General features: G+C 62.5%; 17 protein-coding genes and 1 tRNA gene. 10 read left to right on the top strand and 8 right to left on the bottom strand.

The window, feature by feature from the left end; genetic code table 11:
* Positions 1-77: 77 nt before the first annotated feature.
* The 3 genes from ABRP98_RS02510 to purD form a co-directional block, all read right to left on the bottom strand.
* Positions 78-971 carry a phosphoribosylaminoimidazolesuccinocarboxamide synthase gene (locus tag ABRP98_RS02510; protein ID WP_349857288.1) on the bottom strand — a complete coding sequence of 298 codons (894 nt, stop codon included), beginning with the start codon at positions 969-971 and terminating at the stop codon, positions 78-80.
* Between the two features lie 73 nt (positions 972-1,044).
* Complete coding sequence (gene purB, locus ABRP98_RS02505; protein WP_284770393.1) at positions 1,045-2,484, bottom strand: adenylosuccinate lyase; 1,440 nt, start codon at positions 2,482-2,484, stop codon at positions 1,045-1,047.
* A 33-nt stretch (positions 2,485-2,517) separates the two neighbouring features.
* Positions 2,518-3,792: a phosphoribosylamine--glycine ligase gene (purD, locus tag ABRP98_RS02500; RefSeq protein WP_349857285.1), complete on the bottom strand. Its 1,275-nt coding sequence runs from the start codon at positions 3,790-3,792 to the stop codon at positions 2,518-2,520.
* A gap of 34 nt (positions 3,793-3,826) precedes the next feature.
* Here purD and ABRP98_RS02495 point away from each other — a divergent pair, with 34 nt between their 5' ends.
* Positions 3,827-4,255, top strand: coding sequence for an HIT family protein (locus tag ABRP98_RS02495; protein ID WP_284770355.1), 429 nt, complete (start codon positions 3,827-3,829; stop codon positions 4,253-4,255).
* On the opposite strand, the gene ABRP98_RS02490 is transcribed toward ABRP98_RS02495, so the two are convergent.
* The 3 genes from ABRP98_RS02490 to ABRP98_RS02480 all read right to left on the bottom strand — a co-directional run bounded on the left by ABRP98_RS02490 (position 4,252) and on the right by ABRP98_RS02480 (position 8,443).
* The gene (locus ABRP98_RS02490) at positions 4,252-5,766 is read right to left on the bottom strand and encodes a sensor histidine kinase (protein ID WP_349857283.1); all 1,515 of its coding nucleotides are present in this window, start codon (positions 5,764-5,766) and stop codon (positions 4,252-4,254) included. The genes ABRP98_RS02495 and ABRP98_RS02490 overlap by 4 nt on opposite strands.
* 14 nt (positions 5,767-5,780) lie before the next feature.
* Positions 5,781-6,485, bottom strand: coding sequence for a response regulator transcription factor (locus tag ABRP98_RS02485; RefSeq protein ID WP_005279568.1), 705 nt, complete (start codon positions 6,483-6,485; stop codon positions 5,781-5,783).
* Between the two features lie 212 nt (positions 6,486-6,697).
* Complete coding sequence (locus tag ABRP98_RS02480) at positions 6,698-8,443, bottom strand: pyruvate dehydrogenase (protein WP_349857281.1); 1,746 nt, start codon at positions 8,441-8,443, stop codon at positions 6,698-6,700.
* A gap of 160 nt (positions 8,444-8,603) precedes the next feature.
* Between ABRP98_RS02480 and ABRP98_RS02475 the strand changes: the two genes are divergently transcribed.
* Positions 8,604-10,130: an MFS transporter gene (locus ABRP98_RS02475; RefSeq protein WP_349857278.1), complete on the top strand. Its 1,527-nt coding sequence runs from the start codon at positions 8,604-8,606 to the stop codon at positions 10,128-10,130.
* A 68-nt stretch (positions 10,131-10,198) separates the two neighbouring features.
* Here ABRP98_RS02475 and ABRP98_RS02470 read toward each other — a convergent pair.
* Positions 10,199-10,271, bottom strand: a tRNA-Thr gene (locus ABRP98_RS02470).
* Between the two features lie 152 nt (positions 10,272-10,423).
* Here ABRP98_RS02470 and thrE point away from each other — a divergent pair.
* The 5 genes from thrE (at position 10,424) to otsB (ending at position 15,345) form a co-directional block, all read left to right on the top strand.
* Positions 10,424-12,154: a threonine/serine exporter ThrE gene (gene thrE / locus ABRP98_RS02465; RefSeq protein ID WP_349857276.1), complete on the top strand. Its 1,731-nt coding sequence runs from the start codon at positions 10,424-10,426 to the stop codon at positions 12,152-12,154.
* Between the two features lie 62 nt (positions 12,155-12,216).
* Entirely contained in the window at positions 12,217-12,573 is a 357-nt protein-coding gene (locus ABRP98_RS02460) for a hypothetical protein (RefSeq protein WP_023017948.1), read from the top strand.
* 14 nt (positions 12,574-12,587) lie between these two features.
* Positions 12,588-14,057: an alpha,alpha-trehalose-phosphate synthase (UDP-forming) gene (locus ABRP98_RS02455; protein WP_349857273.1), complete on the top strand. Its 1,470-nt coding sequence runs from the start codon at positions 12,588-12,590 to the stop codon at positions 14,055-14,057.
* Complete coding sequence (locus tag ABRP98_RS02450; RefSeq protein ID WP_349857270.1) at positions 14,057-14,575, top strand: META domain-containing protein; 519 nt, start codon at positions 14,057-14,059, stop codon at positions 14,573-14,575. Before ABRP98_RS02455 ends, ABRP98_RS02450 begins: the two co-directional genes overlap by 1 nt.
* A gap of 11 nt (positions 14,576-14,586) precedes the next feature.
* Positions 14,587-15,345: a trehalose-phosphatase gene (gene otsB, locus ABRP98_RS02445; RefSeq protein ID WP_349857268.1), complete on the top strand. Its 759-nt coding sequence runs from the start codon at positions 14,587-14,589 to the stop codon at positions 15,343-15,345.
* On the opposite strand, the gene ABRP98_RS02440 is transcribed toward otsB, so the two are convergent.
* Entirely contained in the window at positions 15,317-16,468 is a 1,152-nt protein-coding gene (locus ABRP98_RS02440; RefSeq protein WP_349857265.1) for a LacI family DNA-binding transcriptional regulator, read from the bottom strand. The genes otsB and ABRP98_RS02440 overlap by 29 nt on opposite strands.
* A 39-nt stretch (positions 16,469-16,507) precedes the next feature.
* On the opposite strand from ABRP98_RS02440, the gene ABRP98_RS02435 reads away from it, so the two are divergent.
* The 3 genes from ABRP98_RS02435 to ABRP98_RS02425 are packed head-to-tail and all read left to right on the top strand — an operon-like array spanning position 16,508 to position 19,111.
* Complete coding sequence (locus tag ABRP98_RS02435) at positions 16,508-17,518, top strand: metal ABC transporter solute-binding protein, Zn/Mn family (RefSeq protein ID WP_502878779.1); 1,011 nt, start codon at positions 16,508-16,510, stop codon at positions 17,516-17,518.
* Entirely contained in the window at positions 17,518-18,219 is a 702-nt protein-coding gene (locus ABRP98_RS02430; RefSeq protein WP_349857261.1) for a metal ABC transporter ATP-binding protein, read from the top strand. Before ABRP98_RS02435 ends, ABRP98_RS02430 begins: the two co-directional genes overlap by 1 nt.
* Entirely contained in the window at positions 18,212-19,111 is a 900-nt protein-coding gene (locus ABRP98_RS02425) for a metal ABC transporter permease (protein ID WP_349857258.1), read from the top strand. The genes ABRP98_RS02430 and ABRP98_RS02425 overlap by 8 nt, the downstream gene beginning before the upstream one ends.

Below are 19,111 nucleotides of genomic sequence, written 5' to 3'. Positions count from 1 at the left end.
TCCCCAGCGGCGGACAACAGCCGCGGGCAACCAGCTAACGCGCGGTTGCCCTATCCGGCCTAGACCGGCCCGGGCGGCTAGGAACGCGGCGCGAGAAAGTCCGCGAAGCGCTCACCCGATAGCTTTTCGTAGGCCTCGATATAGCGCAGGCGGGTGGCGGAAACGACGTCATCGGGAAGCGCGGGCGGGGTGGTCTCAGAGGACTTATCCCAGCCGGAGGCATCAGAAGTCAGCCAATCGCGCACGTACTGCTTATCAAAGGAGGGCTGTACCTCGCCTTCCACGTAAGAATCTGCGGGCCAGTAGCGGGAGGAATCGGGGGTGAGGACTTCATCGGCAAGCACGAGCGTGCCATCTGCATCGAGGCCGAACTCGAATTTGGTATCGGCCAAGATAATGCCCTTCTCCTCCGCCAATTGGGCGGCCTTCGCATAAATGCGCAAGGTAGCCGCGCGCAGTTCCTCGGCGCACTCGCGGCCGAGCTTGTCTGCCACGTGTTCGAAAGACACATTCTCATCGTGATCGCCCTGCTCAGCCTTGGTGGCCGGAGTGAAAATGGGCTCGGGCAGGCGGGAGGCCTCCACCAAGCCGGCGGGCAGCTCGATGCCGCACACGGTGCCGTCGGCCTGGTATTCCTTTAAGCCGGAGCCGGTAAGGAAACCGCGCGCCACGCACTCGAAGGGCAGCATGTCTAGCTTCTTGACCACCATGGCGCGACCCAAGCACTCTTCCGGAATGCGCTCATCATCGAGCGGTCCGGCGAGGTGGTTGGGAAAATCGATGGCATCAAAGAAGAACTTCGAGGTGGCCGTGAGAACCCGGCCCTTGTCCGGGATGGCCGGTTCCAAGGCAAAGTCGTAGGCGGAGATGCGGTCAGAGACCACCATCAGCAGGGTGGTGTCATCCACATCGTAAATATCGCGGACCTTGCCGGAGGCTACATGGGTATAAGAAGAAAGCTCAGGACGCATGGTCCTCATCATAACGCGCGGGTGTGCGCGGGCGTGCGCGGGCGTGCGAGGGCATGTAAGCCCGCGCACAACGCTAAAGAATCTCGCCCGGCGTATAGGCAGCGGCCTTGGGGTGCTCACCCACGAGGGCCTTGATGCGGTGCAGGACCTGAGAGACCTGGGATTCAGCGGCGCCGATGAAGGCGTGCTTATCCTCGAGGACCCTTTCGAGCTCGACCTCGTCCATGGGCAGGCGGTCATCTGCGGCAAGGCGCTGGACCAGGTCTTGGTTGCCACCGTTTTCGCGCATATTCAGCGCCACGGCCACGGCGTTTTCCTTGATGACCTCGTGGGCGGTCTCGCGGCCCACCCCGGCGCGCACCGCGGCCATGAGGATGCGGGTGGTGGCGAGGAAGGGCAGGTAGCGCTCCAGCTCGCGGTCGATCATGGCGGGGAAGGCGCCGAATTCATCGAGCACGGTGAGGAAGGTTTCGAATTGGCCGTCGATGGCAAAGAAGGCATCGGGAAGCGCCACGCGTCGCACCACCGAGCAGGAGACATCGCCCTCGTTCCACTGGCTGCCGGCGAGGTCTGCGGCCATGGTGAGGTAGCCGCGCAGGATGACCTGCAGGCCGGTCACGCGTTCGCAGGAGCGGGCGTTCATCTTGTGCGGCATGGCGGACGAGCCGACCTGGCCTTCCTTGAAGCCCTCGGTGACGGTCTCGTTGCCGGCCATCAGGCGGATGGTGGTGGCCAGCGATGCCGGGGCGGTGCCCAGGGAGACGAGGCAGGAGATGGCATCGAAATCCAGCGAGCGCGGGTACACCTGGCCCACGGAGTTGAAGATGCGGCGAAAGCCCAGGTAATCCGCAATATTGGTCTCTAGAGAGGCGAGCTTATCTTCGGAACCGCCCATGAGATCGAGCATGTCCTGCGAGGTACCCATGGGGCCCTTGATGCCGCGCAGCGGGTAGTGCGAAAGCAGGTCTTCCACGCGTTCGATGGCCAGCAGCATTTCATCGCCGGCGGTGGCAAAGCGCTTGCCCAGCGTGGTGGCCTGCGCGGCCACGTTGTGCGAGCGCCCAGCCATGACTAGGGATTGGTACTCGGCGGCGTGACGGCCGATGCGCGAGACCACGGCGATGGCCTTATCCCGGATGATTTCCAGCGAGGTGTGGATCTGCAACTGCTCCACGTTCTCGGTGAGATCGCGGCTGGTCATGCCCTTGTGGATGTGCTCGTAGCCGGCCAGCGCATTGAATTCTTCGATGCGGGCCTTCACATCGTGGCGGGTGACGCGCTCGCGCTCAGCAATGGATTCGAGGTTTACGTCCTCGATAACGGCCTCATACGCGCTAATGGCCTTGGCGGGGATGTCCACGCCCAGGTTCTTCTGGGCGTGCATCACGGCGATCCATAGCTTGCGCTCGAGGATGATTTTATGCTCCGCGCTCCAGATATTGGCAAGCTCTGCAGAAGCATAACGGGAGGACAGGACGTTGGGGATATTCTTCTTCTCAGCCACGTGGCTTATTATTCCATGCCTGCCCTCCCCCGTGGCTACTTGCTAGATAGAAATTTCCCCGGCTGCTGCGCGCTTGCCGATGTCCCTCCGGACAAACCCGCCCGCAAACTCAATGCCCTGGGCGGTGGCGTAGGCATTCTCGCGCGCGGCGTCTAGCGTTTCGCCCTTGCCCAGCACGTTGAGCACGCGGCCACCATTGCTCTGGAATACTCCATTGGAGCGTTTCGTGCCGGCGTGCAGCACGCGCTCTGGATCCTCGAGGCCTTCGCCCGTGATGGCATCGCCCTTGCGGGGCGAGGCGGGGTATCCCTCGGCCGCCATGACCACGGTGATGGCATAGCCATCTTCCCACTGAAGGGGCTCGAGTTCTGCCAGCGTGCCGGTGGCGGTGGCATTGAGCGCTTGTGCCAGCGGGGACTTAAGAAGTGAGAGCACCGCTTGGGTTTCTGGGTCACCAAAGCGGCAGTTAAATTCCACCACCGCTGGGCCTTCTTCGCCCCAGGCCAGTCCGGCATAGAGCAGGCCGGAATACGGGGTGCCGCGGCGCACCATTTCCTTGGCAACCGGGGTGCATACCTCGTCCACGATGCGCTGCACGTCGTCCTTGCCAAGCCACGGCAGCGGTGTGTACGCGCCCATGCCGCCGGTATTGGGGCCCTCGTCATTGTCGTAGGCGCGCTTGTGGTCCTGGGCGGGCAAAAGCGGCACGACGGTCTCGCCATCGACAAGGCAGAATAGCGATACCTCGGGCCCGTCCAGGAAAGATTCCAGCAGCACGGGGTTGCCGGCCCCTAAGACCGCATCCACGTGGGCGCGGGCAGCGGCGCGCTCGCCGGTGACCACGACGCCCTTGCCGCCTGCCAGGCCATCATCCTTAACCACGAACTGCGGGCCAAAATTATCCAGCGCGGCCTCAATATCGGCCTCGCTAGCGCCTGGGCGCACCTGCTGCGCGCGGGCGGTCTTCACCCCAGCGGCCTCCATGACTTCCTTGGCAAAAGCCTTGGAGCCTTCAATTTGGGCCGCGTCCTTATTCGGCCCGAACACGGCGATGCCTGCTGCGCGCAGTACATCCGCCACGCCGGCGACCAGCGGCACCTCGGGGCCGATGACCACGAGCTCGGCAGCGATCTCGCGGGCCAGTTCCACCATGCGTTCTGGATCATCTACCTGGGAGTATTCCGGGTGCAGGGTAGCCAGCGGTTCCATGGCCGCGCTGCCGGGCGCGACGTGGATCTCCGCAGCCTGTGGATCAGCGTGCAGTCCTTTTACGAGGGCGTGTTCACGGCCGCCCGAACCAATTACGAGAATGCGCATGCCCACCATCATAGCTGGGGGTAGCCTGGCAGCTATGGCTTCTGTATTTAGCAAAATCATCACTGGTGACCTACCCGCCCGCTTTGTCTACCGCGATAAGAGCTGCGTGGCATTTTTATCCATCGAGCCACTGCGCTACGGCCACACTTTAGTCGTTCCCGTCGAGGAAGTAGATAAGTGGACCGACCTGGATCCCCAGACCTGGACGCACCTGAACGAGGTGGCCCTAGAAATCGGTGAGGCCATCAAGAACGCGTACGATACCCCGCGCACCGGCTACGTCATCGCCGGCTTCGATGTGCCGCACACCCACATCCACCTCTTCCCCACCGAGAAGATGGAAGAGTACGACTTTGCCAAGGCTTATGCCGCCGAGGACACCGATGATGCCGCCATGGATGAGGCGGCGGCGCGCATCCGCCAGCACTTGGGCACCAACGAGGACGGCTACCGCGAGGATTAATCCTCCGGTTCCTCCAGCGCGGGCAGGCGCACCGTAAAGGTGGTGCCGTGGCCGAGCGTGGAATCCACGCTGATGCTGCCGCCGTGCTGTTCCACCAAGGAATGCACGATGGCAAGTCCCAAGCCGGATCCGCCGGTATCGCGCGTGCGCGAGGAATCCGCGCGGTAGAAGCGCTCGAAGATGTGGGCGGCGTCCTCAGAGGACATTCCCTTGCCGTCATCGATGACATCCACGAGGATGTCCTTGTTGTCGCGGCGCAACTGCAGGGTGACCGTGGCATCCTCGCCGCCGTGGCGCAGGCCATTGGAAATCAGGTTGAGTAGCACCTGGTGGAGGCGGTCTGCATCGCCATTGACCACGGGGATGGACTGCGCCTTATTGACCACCTTGACCTCGCGTTCGGGGAAGGCTGCGCGCGCAGACGATCCCACAGAGAGGGACAGCTCCAAAAGGTCCACCGGCCGCAGATCCAGGCGCGTTCCTTCCGCGCGGGTCAGCGCCAGCAGGTCCTCTACCAGCAGCGACATACGCTTGGATTCCTTATCGATCTTGGAAAAGACCAGATCCACATCGTTTGTCGCCCCAGAGCGGTAGAGCTCCGTGTAGCCGCGCAGGCTGGTCAGCGGGGTGCGCAGCTCGTGGGAGGCATCGCCGACAAAGCGGCGCATCTGTTCCTCTTTTTCCTGCGCCGTAACCACGGAGCGCTGCAGGTGGCCCAGCATGATATTGAGCGCGGCGGCCAATTGGCCGACCTCCGTGTGCAGCGGCCACTCGGGCACGCGCTTATCCAGGTCACCGGCCGCGATTTCCGATGCCGTCGATTCCACCACCCGCAGCGGCCGCAACGCTCTGCGGATGAACCAGAAGCCGACGCCGGCCATGGCCGCCAAGGCGATCGCCGCAATGGATACCTGCACCATCGCTAGGCCGTGCAGGATCTCCTTTTCATGGGTCATATCCTTGGCAATGACGGTGATAATGCCATTTGAATCCGCAAAGGCCAGCGCGCGCCACTTGGTGTTATTTTCAATCGAGCCCACCGTCGTGGGGAACCCGCCCAAGGGAACGCCCTCCACATCCGGAGTGGTAGACGTGGGCCCGGAATAGCGAATCGTGCCATCCGGAAGGTAATTGAGCACCACGTATTCCGTGGGCGGGCGCTTGGTGTGATCACCTAAAAAGAAGTCATTGCCCACATCGCGTGCCCAGGAAGACGACGCTGAGCGCAGTTCGCTATCGACGTTGTTATAGAGCACGTTGCGCATGATCGAGTTCACGGCAAAGGACGAGCCCGTCAACCCGAGGCCGGAGATAACCACGAGGAGAACCACCAGCCAGGTGCGCAGGGGCATCGCCTGCGGAATCTGCTTGATGTAGTCGCGCTTGGAGCGCTTCTTTTTCTTTCCCTGCCCCTGCTGCGGTAGGTGGTCCAGCTGCTCATGCCACTTCTTGGGCGGCTGCTGCGACTGCGCGGGCCTGCCCGAAGCGGGGTTCTCCTGTGAATCTGCCATTACGAAACGTCAGTTTAGGACCGCGGGGTGCGCAGCACATAGCCAACACCGCGCACGGTGTGAATAAGCTGCGTATCGCCGGTATCGATCTTGCGGCGCAGGTAAGAAATATAGGATTCCACGACGTTTCCATCGCCGCCGAAATCGTAGTGCCAGACGTTATCCAGGATCTTGGACTTAGAGAGCACCACTTCCTTGTTTTGCATGAGGTAGCGCAGGAGGTTGAACTCCGTGGGAGACAGCTCGATGAGCTCACCGCCCTTGGTGACCTCGTGGGTATCGTCATTCAAGGTCAGATCGGCATAGCTCATGGTGGCGTCATTAGAAGACTCCTCGGCGGCACCGCCGCGGCGCATGATCACACGCAGGCGGGTAATGACCTCTTCGAGGCTAAAGGGCTTGGTGACGTAATCGTCTGCACCGATGGTCAGGCCGTGGATACGCTGATCCACGCCGTCCTTGGCGGTCAGGTACAGCACTGGGCCATCCAGGCCTTCCTGGCGCAGCTTGCCCAAGAGCTCAAAGCCGTCCATACCCGGCATCATGACGTCTAAAATATAGGCATCCGGGTTTACCTCGCGCGCCACGCGCAGCGCCTCGTTACCTGAGTTAGCGCTGTAGACCTCAAAATTTTGGAACTTCAACGATACCGTCAGTAGTTCCACGATATTCGGCTCGTCATCAACGACGAGGACTTTGGCAAGTTTATTGTCTTCCATGCGTCCTGTAGCTCCTATTACTTCCTGTTATCTGCACACCTGCGTGCGTGCAAGCTTCAGTAAGCCATCATGGCAAACCCAGTTTCTAGCCTACTGATAAGTTTCTAGATGAAACCTGTGAAAGCAAAAAGCCACGCTCCCCCTCCCCACCCGGAACGAGATCCGGGGTAGGAAAAGAAAGCGTGGCTAGCAAGCCATAAGTAAGTTACGGCTTAAAAGTCCTGCGGGCGCGGGATATTGCGCAGGTTGGACTTGGCCATGGACAGCATGGAGCCCACGCCGCCGCCGAAGACGGTGCGGGTAGCTGCCTTGGAGAAGCCCAGGAGCTGATCGAAGGTCAGCGTCGGTGGCAGGGAAAGGGCGTTGGGGTCAGTGACGACATCGATAAGCGCAGGGCCGTTATAAGCCAAGGCCTTCTTGATCTGCTTAGGAGCCTGCTTCGGATCCTCGATGCGGAAGGTCTTGATGCCAGCGGCTTCTGCGATCTTGGAAAAGTCCACGGACTCGTGGTCGGTCTCGTGCTCCGGGATGCCGCCCACCAGCATCTCCAGCTTGACCATGCCCAGCGAGGAGTTATTGAACACGAACATCTTGACCGGCAGCTGGTGCAGCTTAACCGTCAGCAGCTCGCCCATGAGCATGGACAATCCGCCGTCGCCAGAGAAGGTGATGACCTGGCGGCCCGGGTTGGCCTGCTGCGCGCCGATGGCCTGCGGCAGGGCGTTCGCCATGGTGCCGTGGCGGAAGGAGCCGATCTGCTCGCGCTTGCCATTCGGGGTGATGTAGCGCGCGCCCCAGACGTTGCACATGCCGGTATCAACGGTGAAGATGGCGTCATCGTCGGCCTCTTGGTCAATGAGGTCCGCGATGTACTCAGGGTGGATCGGGGTGTGCTTTTCCACGTTGGAGGTATAGGCCTCCACGACGTGCTCCAGCTTGTCGTAGTGCTTCTTGAGCATCTTATCCAAGAAGGAGCGGTCCTTCTTCTCCTCCACGTGCGGCAAGATGTTGTCGATGGTGGCGGCGACATCGCCAGTCACGGGGTAGGAGATCTTGGTGCGGCGGCCGATGTGGGAGCCGTTGATATCCACCTGCGCCACGTTGCCCTTAGGCAGGAAGTCGTTATACGGAAAGTCCGTGCCCAAGAGGATCAACAGGTCCGCCTCGTGGGTGGCCTCGTGCGCGGCGCCGTAGCCAAGCAGGCCGGACATGCCCACGTCAAACGGGTTATCGTACTGGATATACATCTTGCCGCCGAGCGCGTGGCCGATGGGGGCCTTGACCTTTTCTGCCAGCTTCAGCACCTGCTCGCGGGCATTTTTCACGCCGGCGCCAACGAAGAAGGCGACGGACTCGGCCTCATTGATGGCCTGGGTCAGGGCTGCGGCCTCTGCCGGGTCCGGGTAAACCACCGGGCGGCCGGTGGAGATCTTGGATTCTACGAAGGTGTCATCATCAACCTCTTCGGTAGAAACGTCGCCGGGGATAACCAGCACGGATACGCCATTGCCGGCCATGGTGGACTGGATGGCGTGGTGGAGCACTACCCCGCCCTGGTCACCGGACATGACCATTTCGCAGTAGCCGGAGCACTCCTGGAAGATCTGCTCCGGGTGGGTTTCCTGGAAGAAGTGGGAACCAATCTGGCGGGAAGGAATGTGCGATGCCAGGGCCAGCACCTTGGCGCCATTGCGGTTGGCGTCATAAAGGCCCTGGATGAGGTGAGTATTGCCCGGACCACAGGAGGCCGCACACACGGCCAGCTTGCCGGTGGTCAGCGAGTCTGCCTCTGCGGCAAAGGCCGCGGCTTCCTCATTGCGCACGTGGATCCATTCAATGGAGGAGCGGCGCACCGCGTCCACGATCGGGTTGAGGGAGTCTCCCACGAGGCCATAAATGTGCTCGACGCCCTGCTTTTCTAGCGTCTCAACAAGTTGTTCTGCGTAATTGCGTGCCATTTAAACATCATCCTTAACTCTTTAACTGTTCTAGTACCACTGTGCTACTAAACATGCAGGAAAGTCCAGCAATTCCTACATACTCACACCGCCCGCCCACTTGTGAGGAAGGCAATACTAACCTGAAATATCACACACTGATTCGCTACGGTTTCTAGCGATGAGCATCGAGTCACCTGATACCGCCACGAAGCCCCCGCACCGCGCGGCAGCGGCGCCCTCCACCCCGGCGCAGCGGTGGTCCTTCTTTGCCGTGGTGTCCTTGGGGCTGCTCATGGTGGGCCTGGATAATTCCATCCTTTATACGGCACTGCCGCAGCTAACGCAGCAGCTGTATGCCACAGACATGCAGCAATTGTGGATCATCAATGCCTATACGCTGGTCTTATCGGGTTTGCTCCTAGGCACCGGCACGTTGGGGGATCGCGTTGGCCACCGCCTGATGTTCCTTATTGGCCTGGCCACCTTCGGCACCGCCTCCCTCCTTGCGGCTTATTCACCCAATGCCTGGCTGCTCATTTCCGGCCGGGCCTTATTGGGCTTAGGCGCTGCCATCATGCTGCCTTCCACCCTGGCGCTTATCCGCCTGACCTTCCCCAACGAAGTAGAGCGCAATAAAGCCATCGGCATCTGGAGCTCCGTCGCCGTCGTGGGCGCTGCCGCCGGGCCCACCGTGGGCGGATTCCTCCTAGAGCATTTCTGGTGGGGCTCGGTGTTTTTAATCAACGTGCCCATCGTGGCCCTCGCCATCATCCTCACCTTCCTCCTTAGCCCGCCCAACCTGCCGAACCCGCACAAGCACTGGGATTTCCTCTCCTCGTTTTATGCGCTTATCACCTTGTCCAGCCTGGTCCTGGCCATTAAGACTGCGGCGGCGGCCACCGAAATCAATGTCATGCTGCTGGTCTGCTCCATTGCCGCTTTCTTGCTCGGCGCCGCAGCCTTTGCACACCGGCAAAGCCGACTTAGTGATCCGCTTTTAACCTTTGACATCTTCCACTCACCCACCTTTACCGGCGGCGTGCTCACCGCCGGCGGCGCCATGTTTGGCCTTACGGGCCTTGAGCTTTTAACCACCCAAAAGCTGCAGCTTGTCGATGCCCTCTCACCCCTCGACGCCGGCCTTTTCATCTCCGCCATGGCGCTTGCGGCCATCCCCACCGCCATTGCGGGCGGCAGCGTCTTGCACCGCGTGGGCTTTTTGCCCATCATCAGCGGCGGTTTCCTCAGCATGTCCGTTGGCATGCTGAGCATCATCTGGGCCGACCGCGCCGATAACCTCGCGGTATTTATTACCGGCCTCATCCTCACCGGCTTGGGCGCCGGCTCGTCGATGTCCGTTTCTTCTACCGCCATCATTAATGCCGCCCCCTCCCACCGGGCGGGCATGGCCTCTGGTGTGGAAGCCGTGTCCTACGAGTTCGGCACGCTGCTCTCCATCGCCATTACCGGCTCCCTCATGCCGCTACTGATGACGCACAAGCTTCCCGATGCCCTCGTCCCACAAGGCACCGACGCACTCTCATCGCCGGCTACGCATGACGCTGCCGCATCCGCCTACGATTCGGCGTATTTCCTCACCGTCGGCGGGCTCGCCTGCCTGGCCCTCATCTTCGCCGCACTGACCGCCTGGTGCTTCCGCGATAACCCGAAGTCTGGGGCGCTTACTGCGCAAAGTAGCGGATAAATAGCCACCTAGCTAACTTGTAAACTTTTACCCCCTAACTGTTTATGCAGCTAGGGGGTAGTTTTTTGAGCTGGAGACGAGACTTGAACTCGCAACCTACGCATTACAAGTGCGTTGCGCTACCAATTGCGCCACTCCAGCACCGCAGAATTTCTTCCGCTCGTTGCATGGTACCCGAGGACCTCGCCCAAGTGGAAAGCCGGTCCCCCTTGTATGCATTTGCGCCCCACAAGGGTTAGAGTTCAGGCTGAAATTATTACTAGTGTCCCACCGCTTTTTCGAGGGTTATTTTCGTGTCACTACTGTCCGCTATGCGGGAGCGCCTGCGCGTATCCGCAGGCCAAGTCGCCATCATTGACGCGGCCAAAGCCGCACCCCCACCATCGCCACTCGCCCCGGTCGATCTGACCGATTCCGCCCAAGTTACGGGCGTGATGGAGATTGCCGCGCGCATCGGCGAGCTGCTCATTAGCGCAGGATCCGCCAACTCGGATGCCCGCGCGCAGGTCCACCTGGCGGCGTCGTCATACGGCCTGCACTACTGCCACGTGGATATTTTGATGAATACCATCACCATCCACACCGCGATCGGCACGGGCGATAAGCGCCAGAACCTCCACGTCTTTCGCGTGGTGCCGGATGTGGGCGTGAACTTTTCCAAGCTTTCGGAAGTAGACCGGCTCATCCGCGATATCCACTCCGGTAAGGTCCCGCCCGCTATGGCGGAAAAGCGCCTGGATGACATCGACCGCATGCCGGCGCCATATAAGCCGTCCACGGTGATGCTCGGCTGGGGCGGCATGGGTGGCCTGATTTCCATGATGCTCGGCGGCGACCTCCTCGTGGGTCTCATTGCCTTCGTGGTCTCCGCGCTGATTATGGGGCTTAATGACTGGTTGGCCAATTACCGCCTGCCGCCCTTTTATCAAAACGTCGTCGGCGGCTTCTTGGCCGTCTTCCCGGCCGCGATTTTGTATAACGTTGCCGCCGCCTTCGGCATTAATATGTCGCCGGCGCAGATTATTGCGTCCGGAATCATCGTGCTGGTGGCGGGGCTGACGCTGGTGCAATCGCTTGTCGATGGCATCACCCGCTCCCCCGTCACCTCTTCCGCGCGTTTTTTCTCCGCGCTGTTATCCACGGGCGCGATCATCGCCGGCGTGGGTGTGGGCATCCAGCTGGCCTCCGCCATGGGCTTTGACCTGCCGCCGATGGGCACGTTGGCGCCGCCGGTCTATCACAAGATTCCGCTTTTGGTGCTGCTCGGCGGCACGGGTTCGGCCGCCTTCGCGCTGGCCTGCGGGGCTAATTGGATAGAAATTACCCTTTCAGGCCTCACCGCAGCCGCCGGTATGGTCTTCTACTACTTCGTGGTCGTGCCCTTCGGCGTTGGCCCGGTGATTGCCTCCGGTATATCCGCCATCGTGGTGGGCCTGGCCGGCGGTTTGATGTCGCGCCGGTGGGGCATCCCGCCGCTCATTACGATGATCGTGGGCTATACGCCCATGCTGCCGGGCCTCATGCTGTATCGCGGCATGTACGCCTCCATCAACGAGCAGATGATTACCGGCTTTACCAACCTAGCCACCGCGCTGGCCATCTCCGGCGCGCTGGCAGCCGGCGTCGTCTTTGGCGAGCGCGTCGCTCGCCGCTTGCGCCGCCCGAAGTACTTCCGCCCGTACTCCGCTTTCAAGCGCATCGGCCGGTTCTCCTTTCATAAGGCAACGAACCTGGCGCGCAAGGCCCCGCGCATCCCGCGCGTGCCGATGTCCCCCTTTGCCCCACGCGTCAACCGCCCCGAATTGCCGCCCACACTGGGGCCTAAGCCACCGCAACAGGCTCGCACGCAACAGCACGCGCCGGGGACCACTCCCGCGAAGGATTTGTGGCCGGCGGGTTCCCAGTGGCCGGCCCAGCCGCAGGATGCCGAGCGCACCACCTATACGGTGCCCGGGCAGAAATCACCCACGCCGGAGGAATCCGGATCCACCAAGCCCGGCGGGGAGGAACCCGAGGAGCCCTAAACGCCGCCGGTAGCGTACAATATTTAGCCTGATAGCTTTCCCAACATTCAGGAGGACTCGCCGTGCCACCCAAGGTCCAAGACACACACCCACAGGCAGAACAAGATATTGCCCTGGCAGAGGAAACCGCCCGCGCCGCCCGCCGCGTGGTGGCCACCTACTCCCAAGACTTTTTGGACGGCGTGACCTTGATGTCCATGCTGGGTGTCGAGCCCAAGGGCCTGGTGCACAAGAAGGTATTGGCTGAACAGGCCGATGCCGCGCCGAAGAAATCCACGAAGAAGGCCACCAAGAAGTCGACCTCCAAGGCATCGAAGAAGTCCACTAAGAAGTCGACCAAAAAGACCACCAAGGCGGCCAAAAAGTCCACCAAGAAGTCGACGAAGAAAGCAACAAAGAAGTCGACCAAGAAGTCTTAAGCTAGTCTTGGACTATGAGTGAGCGCGGCAATGACTTCGTAGTAGTGGCAAACCGCCTGCCGGTAGATTTAACTACCGCGGCCGATGGCAGCCAGGCGTGGACGCCCTCGCCCGGCGGCTTGGTCACCGCGCTCTCGCCGGTGCTGGAAGCGCACCAGGGCTGCTGGGTGGGGTGGCCCGGTATCGCCGATGCCGCGCCCGAGCCCTTCCGCACCGAAGCCGGGGTGTTATTGCACCCGGTCAAGCTTAGCGAGTCCGATTTTGAGGCCTTTTACGAGGGCTTTTCTAATGCCACGCTGTGGCCGCTCTACCACGATCTCATCGTCACCCCGACCTATGACCGCGACTGGTGGGATGCCTACCGCGAGGTCAACCTCCGCTTCGCGGACGAGGTAGCCCACGTAGCCGCAGAAGGCGCGACGGTCTGGGTGCAGGACTATCAGCTGCAATTATTGCCGGGCATCCTGCGGCAAATGCGCCCCGATCTCACCATCGGGTTCTTCCTGCACATCCCGTTCCCCTCCCCCGATCTCTTCCGGCAGCTGCCCTGGCGGGAGGAAACGGTGCGCGGCATCTTGGGCGCCGATCTCATCGGCTTCCACCTGGAGGCCAATGCCCGCAATTTCTTGGAATTGGCCCGCCGCCAGGGCCTCGAGGTGCGCGGGGAAGCCACCACCCGCGATGTCACCGCCCATATCAGCCTCCCCGGGGGCCGCACCGTGGGCGTGGGCGCGTTCCCCATTTCCATTGCCTCGCAGGATTTCGGCCAATTTAGCGACGAGGATAAACGCCGCGTGGCCCAATTGCGCAAGGATTTGGGCAGCCCCAAGCGCATCATTTTGGGCGTGGATCGCCTCGATTACACCAAGGGCATCCTGCAGCGCCTGACCGCCTTCGAAGAGCTCCTGGAAACCGGCGCCCTGGATCCGGAAGAGGTCACCTTGGTGCAGCTGGCCACGCCCTCGCGCGAGCGCCTCGACCACTACAAGGCCACCCGCTCTCAGGTGGAAGAGGCCGTCGGCCGCATCAATGGCCGCTTTTCCCGCATGGGCCACCCCGTGGTGCACTACCAGCACCGCGGCGTGCCCAAGGACGTGCTGCGCTGTTACTACCGCATGGCCGATATCATGCTGGTCACGCCCTTTAAGGACGGCATGAACCTCGTGGCCAAGGAGTTCGTGGCCTGCCACGATGACGGTTCTGGTTCCCTGGTGCTCTCGGAATTCGCCGGCGCCGCCGCGGAGCTCGATGAGGCATACCTGTGCAATCCCTTCGACATCGAGTCCGTCAAACGCGCCCTGCTCAACGCCGTGCGCGCGCTTTCCGATGCCCCCTTCACCATGACCCAGCGTATGTTCACCATGCACGAACAGGTCATGAGCCACGATGTGCGGCTGTGGTCGCAGTCCTTTTTGGGCTGCCTGCGTACTACCCGGACCGAAACCGCTTCGCAAGCTACCGACCCGCACGGAAAGGACTCCTAATGCTTCCTTCCCACCCCCGCGCACGCGCCGCTGCAGCGGCCGCGCTGGGCGCCGTTACGCTGCTTACCGCCTGCGGATCCGAGGACGATGCCCCGCAGCCTGCGGGCGATGACCGGATTGTGGACAAGCAGTGGCAGGTCGTCTCCATCAATATCGCGCCCGACGCGGCCTCTACCATCCCGGAGTCGATTCCCCACGCGCCGGAATTTAGCTTCGGCGAATCCACCATGGTGGGCACCACCGGCTGCACCCGCCTTGCGGCCCGGCTGAGCTACACCGCCGATGACGAGCGCGAAAATATCAGCGATGGCAACAAGCTGCACTTCGATGAGGTCAAGTACGACGACACCGATGAGGACTGCGAGGGCGGTTCCGTATGGGCCGATAACCTGCTGCGCAACCTGATTAGCTCGGATAATGATTTTATCTACACCGTCAACAGCAATAACCAGCTCATCCTGGAATTGGATACCGATGAGGTAGATTCGCCCTCCATCAAGCTGGTCTCCCGCGGGTAGCATGTGATGCCATGACGCTTTCTACCACCATTAAGGCCTTGGCCGCGGCAGAAGAGTTCGCCGTGGTTTCTGATTTTGACGGCACGCTTTCTCCGTTTGCCACCGCCATTTATGACGTGGAAATCAACGCCGATGCCGCCCGCGCCCTCGACCAATTGGCCCACCTGCCGCGCACCACCGCCGCGGTGCTATCCGGGCGCCACCTAGAGGGCCTGCAGCGCGTGTGCCCCCTGCGCGAGCCCGTCCTCTTCGGCGGCTCCCATGGCGCCGAGTCCTCCTGGCAGCAGACCGAGCTCACCCCCGCCATGCATGAGCACCTTGCGCGCAAGGAGGAAGAAATCCGCGGCATCATAGACCGCTTCCCCGGCGCGGAGCTTGAGGTCAAGCCCTTCCAGCGCGTGCTGCACCTGCGCTCGCTCGAGCTGGAGAACCCGGAGCAGGCCGCGGCCGCCTATGCGGCGGGCTTGGCGCTAGATACCGCCGGTTTCCCGCGCACTGCCGGCAAATCCGTCATCGAGTTTTCCGCCACCACCGCCACCAAGGGCACGTGGCTTGAAACCCTCCGCGAGCGCACCGGCGCCACCGCCATGGTTTTCTTGGGCGATGATGTCACCGATGAGGACGGCTTCCGCGCCCTCCACCAGCCGCCGGACGTGGGCGTCAAGGTGGGCGAGGGCGATTCCATCGCAGCCGTGCAGCTTGCCGATGTCGACGCCGTCGCCCACTTCCTCACCGAGCTCGCTACCGCCCGCGCGGCCGCGGTGCAGTAACCGACTTGCCCGGCGCGAACCGCGTCTGCAACACTCGCCGCGGCACCGCCTGCGCCTCGTCAACACCGCGTGACACTGCACCTGCCTTTGCGCGGGCCGCGCCCGCCGTATCTGTCGCGCCGGCGATGAGCTTTTCCAGCATGTGCCCGGCCGCGGCGCCCTTGGCCTTATTGGGCTGGATGACTGTGGCCAGGTCGAGGCGCTGCGCCGCATCGATGCCGTCAAAGCCGGTCACGGATAAATCCTCTGGCACGCTGAGCCCCCGCTCGCGGGCATAGGCCAGCACGCCGAGCGCCATGGAGTCGGTCGTGCACAACACGGCCGTCAGCTCCGGGTGCGCCTCGAGCAGGAGCTCGGCGGCGGCGCGGGTGGTATGGGCATCGTTAATGTGCTGCGTGACCACGGGCACGGACTCGGGCGCGATGCCCGCCTCGGCGAAGACATCGAGCGCCCCCATCACCCGCGAGCGCTGCACGTGCATCTCCGCGTCCTGGACTTCCTGCCAGGAAATCGGGCCGTCGTGGCGCTGCAGGCGCAGGCGGATTGCGAGGATGCCTATGTGGCGATGTCCGGCATCGACAAGCGCACGCGCCGCCGGGGCTATCGCCGCGCGATCATCAATGCCCACGAACGGCAGCCCCGCGTCCGTGGGCTGATCACAGACCACCAGCGGCAGGCCTCGGCCCCGCGCGGCCGCGAGGTAGGCATCGCCCGCGGCGACCGAATAGACCACGAAGCCATCGACCGCGGCCGAACCCACCAGGCTGGTCGCCTCTGCCTCGCCTTCCGGGCCGGCGGGAATCAGCGTCAGCGTGGTCTGCGCGCCTGCCGATGCCTCCGCCATGCCCGCCAAGAAATCCACCGACGCCATGTCTTCGAAGGCATAGGACAGGTGCTCGGTCAGCAGCACGCCCACCGACCCGGCGCGGCGGGTGCGCAGGCTGCGCGCCGTGGGATCGGGCCCCGGATACCCGCGCGCCTTGGCCGCCGCCAAAATGCGCTCGCGCGTTGCCGAGGAGAGCTGGTCAGGCCGACTATAGGCATTGGATACGGTTGTGCGCGAAACCCCCAACTCCGCGGCGAGGGAGGCCAGTGTCTTCCGGGTGGGGCTGCGTTTAACCATGCCTGTTACCTTACCCTGCGCCTTGGCGCCGGATTTTCAATGCATATTCAATTGACAACGATTGCCAGCAAACGCACACTGGAGGGTATGCACACGTCACTACGCGCAACAACAGCCCTACTCGCAGCAAGTGGCCTCCTTTTCACCGCCGCGTGCTCCGCAGATTCTGGATCTGGCTCCGGATCCGACTCCGGCGAAAAGAAGCTTTCCATCGTCGCCTCCACATCCATCTGGGCCGATGTTGCCCAGGCGGTGGCCGATACCGCCTCCGGCATCGACATCGAGGTAAAACCCATCGTGGAAGGCAATGACACCGACCCACACCACTTCGAGCCCACCGCGGCCGATGTAGCCAAGGCCAATGACGCCGATATGCTCGTGGTCAACGGCGGCGGCTACGATGCCTGGATTTACCAGGCCGTCGCCGATCAGGACAACATCATCTCCGCCCTGCCCCTGACGGACCACGGCAAGCTGGACGAGGACCCCGATGTCATGACCATCGATGCCGCGAAGGCCACCGCCAAGGATGACCCGGACAAGGTCACCAATATCGAGGGCAACGAGCACATCTGGTACGACCCCGCCGCCCTGGAGGAGGTAGCAGGCTCCATCGCGGACCAAATCAACGAGGAATACTCCGACGCCGGCGCCACCACCGAGAAGATCGACTCCCACGTGGATCAGCTGCGCGATAAGCTCAAGGAGCTTCCAGATGGCCTGAATTACGCGCAGACCGAGCCCATCGCCGATTACCTGATGAAGTACACCGACACCAAGGACGTCACCCCCGAGGGCTTCCGCAAGGCCACCATCTCCGAGGGCGAGCCCGCTACTGCCGATGTTGCCGCCTTCATCAAGGCCATTGACGATGGCGAGGTCGATCTCCTCATCTTCAACCCCCAGACCGAAACCGATACCGCCAACCGCATCAAGTCCGCCGCAGAGGACAATGACGTCGATATCGTAGAAATCGGCGAAACTCCGCCGGACGGCAAGAAGTTCTGGGAATACTACGACGAAGTCACGAGCAAGCTGGGGAAGCACTAGTGCTCATTGAATTCCATGAGGCCGCAGTAGACCCGCTGTGGTCACAGCTTAACCTCGCCGTGGACCGCGGCGAGTTTATCGCCGTTTTAGGCCCCAATGGCGTGGGCAAGTCCACCCTGCTGGGCACCATCCTCGGCACCCGCACGCTGACCAGCGGCCGCGTCGACGTCAACTGCCGGGTCGGGTTCATCCCCCAGCAGCGCATGTTCCCCGCTGACCTTCCCCTGCGCGCCCGCGACTTGGTCTCGCTCTCCGTGGCGCACGGGGTGTTCCGGCACCGGCACACACCCCGTGGACGGGTGGACGAACTGTTGGAAGAGGTGGGCGCCACGGGGCTGCGGGACCGGCGCGTCGGCCAGCTTTCCGGCGGCCAGCAACAGCTCATCCGCCAGGCCCAGGCCCTGGCCAATGACCCGGACCTCATTCTTGCCGATGAGCCCCTCCTCTCCCTCGACCCCGCCCGGCAAAACGCCACGGTTAACAAGCTGGACTCGCTGCGCCGCGAGCGCGGGACCTCCATTATCTTTGTCACCCACGGCATCAACCCCGTGCTCGGGGTGACGGATAAGGTCCTCTACATCGCGCCCAATGGCCACACCTTCGGCCCGGTGGATGAGGTCATGCGCTCCGAGGTGCTTTCGGAGCTGTACGGTTCCAAGGTCAATGTCTTAAACGTCGACGGGAGGCTCATCGTTGTCTAGCTTCTGGGAAGATACCCAATACCTACTCGGCGTGGACTTCGTGCAGTCCTCGCTCATCGCCTCTGCGTTGCTGGGCATCCTGTCTGGCGTGATGACCTCGCTCATCGTGCTGCGCCAGATGTCCTTTTCCGTCCACGCCACCTCTGAGCTCGCACTCATGGGTGCCTCCGCGGCGCTGCTCTTCGGCCTCAACCTGGGCTTCGGTGCGGTCGCCGGCGCCATCGTCGCCGCCATCATCCTGGCCATGCTGGGCTTTAAGGGCCAGCAAGATAGCGCCATCGGCGTGGTCATGAGCTTTGGCCTGGGCCTCTCGGTGCTGTTCTTGCACCTCTACCCCGGCAATTCCAATACGGCGATGACGCTTCTGACCGGCCAAATCGTCGGCGTTTCCTCCGCCTCGGTGTGGCTGCTGGCCGCCACCACGGTCATCATCGTCGCCGCCGTCGGCTTCCTCTGGCGCCCCATGCTCTTTGCCTCCGCCGATCCTGATATGGCCCGCGCCGCCGGCGTTCCCACCCGCGCCATCTCTGTCGCCTTTGCCGTCCTCGTCGGCCTCGCCGCGGCGCAGTCGGTGCAAATCGTCGGCTCGCTGCTCGTCATGGCGCTGCTTATCACCCCCGGCGCGGCGGCCGTGCAGATCACCTCCTCGCCCCTGCGCGCGGTGCTGTGGTCCACCATCTTCGCCGAGGTCTCCGCCGTGGGCGGTTTCATCCTTTCGCTGGCGCCAGGCCTACCGGTCTCCGTCTTCGTGACCACCATTTCTTTTGTGATCTACCTGGTGTGCCGGTTCATCGGCTGGCGGCAGGGCAAGCGCGCTATCCGCGATGAGGTAGCGGCCAAGCATTTCCACGCCGATAATCGCAGCGCCGCAGAGGCCCACCACGCCGACTAA

This window comes from Corynebacterium sp. KPL2838 (genome assembly GCF_040225455.1).
Classification (GTDB): domain Bacteria; phylum Actinomycetota; class Actinomycetes; order Mycobacteriales; family Mycobacteriaceae; genus Corynebacterium; species Corynebacterium rhinophilum.
The sequence above is the reverse complement of the archived record's forward strand: the minus strand, read 5'-3'. Positions and strand labels throughout refer to the sequence as shown.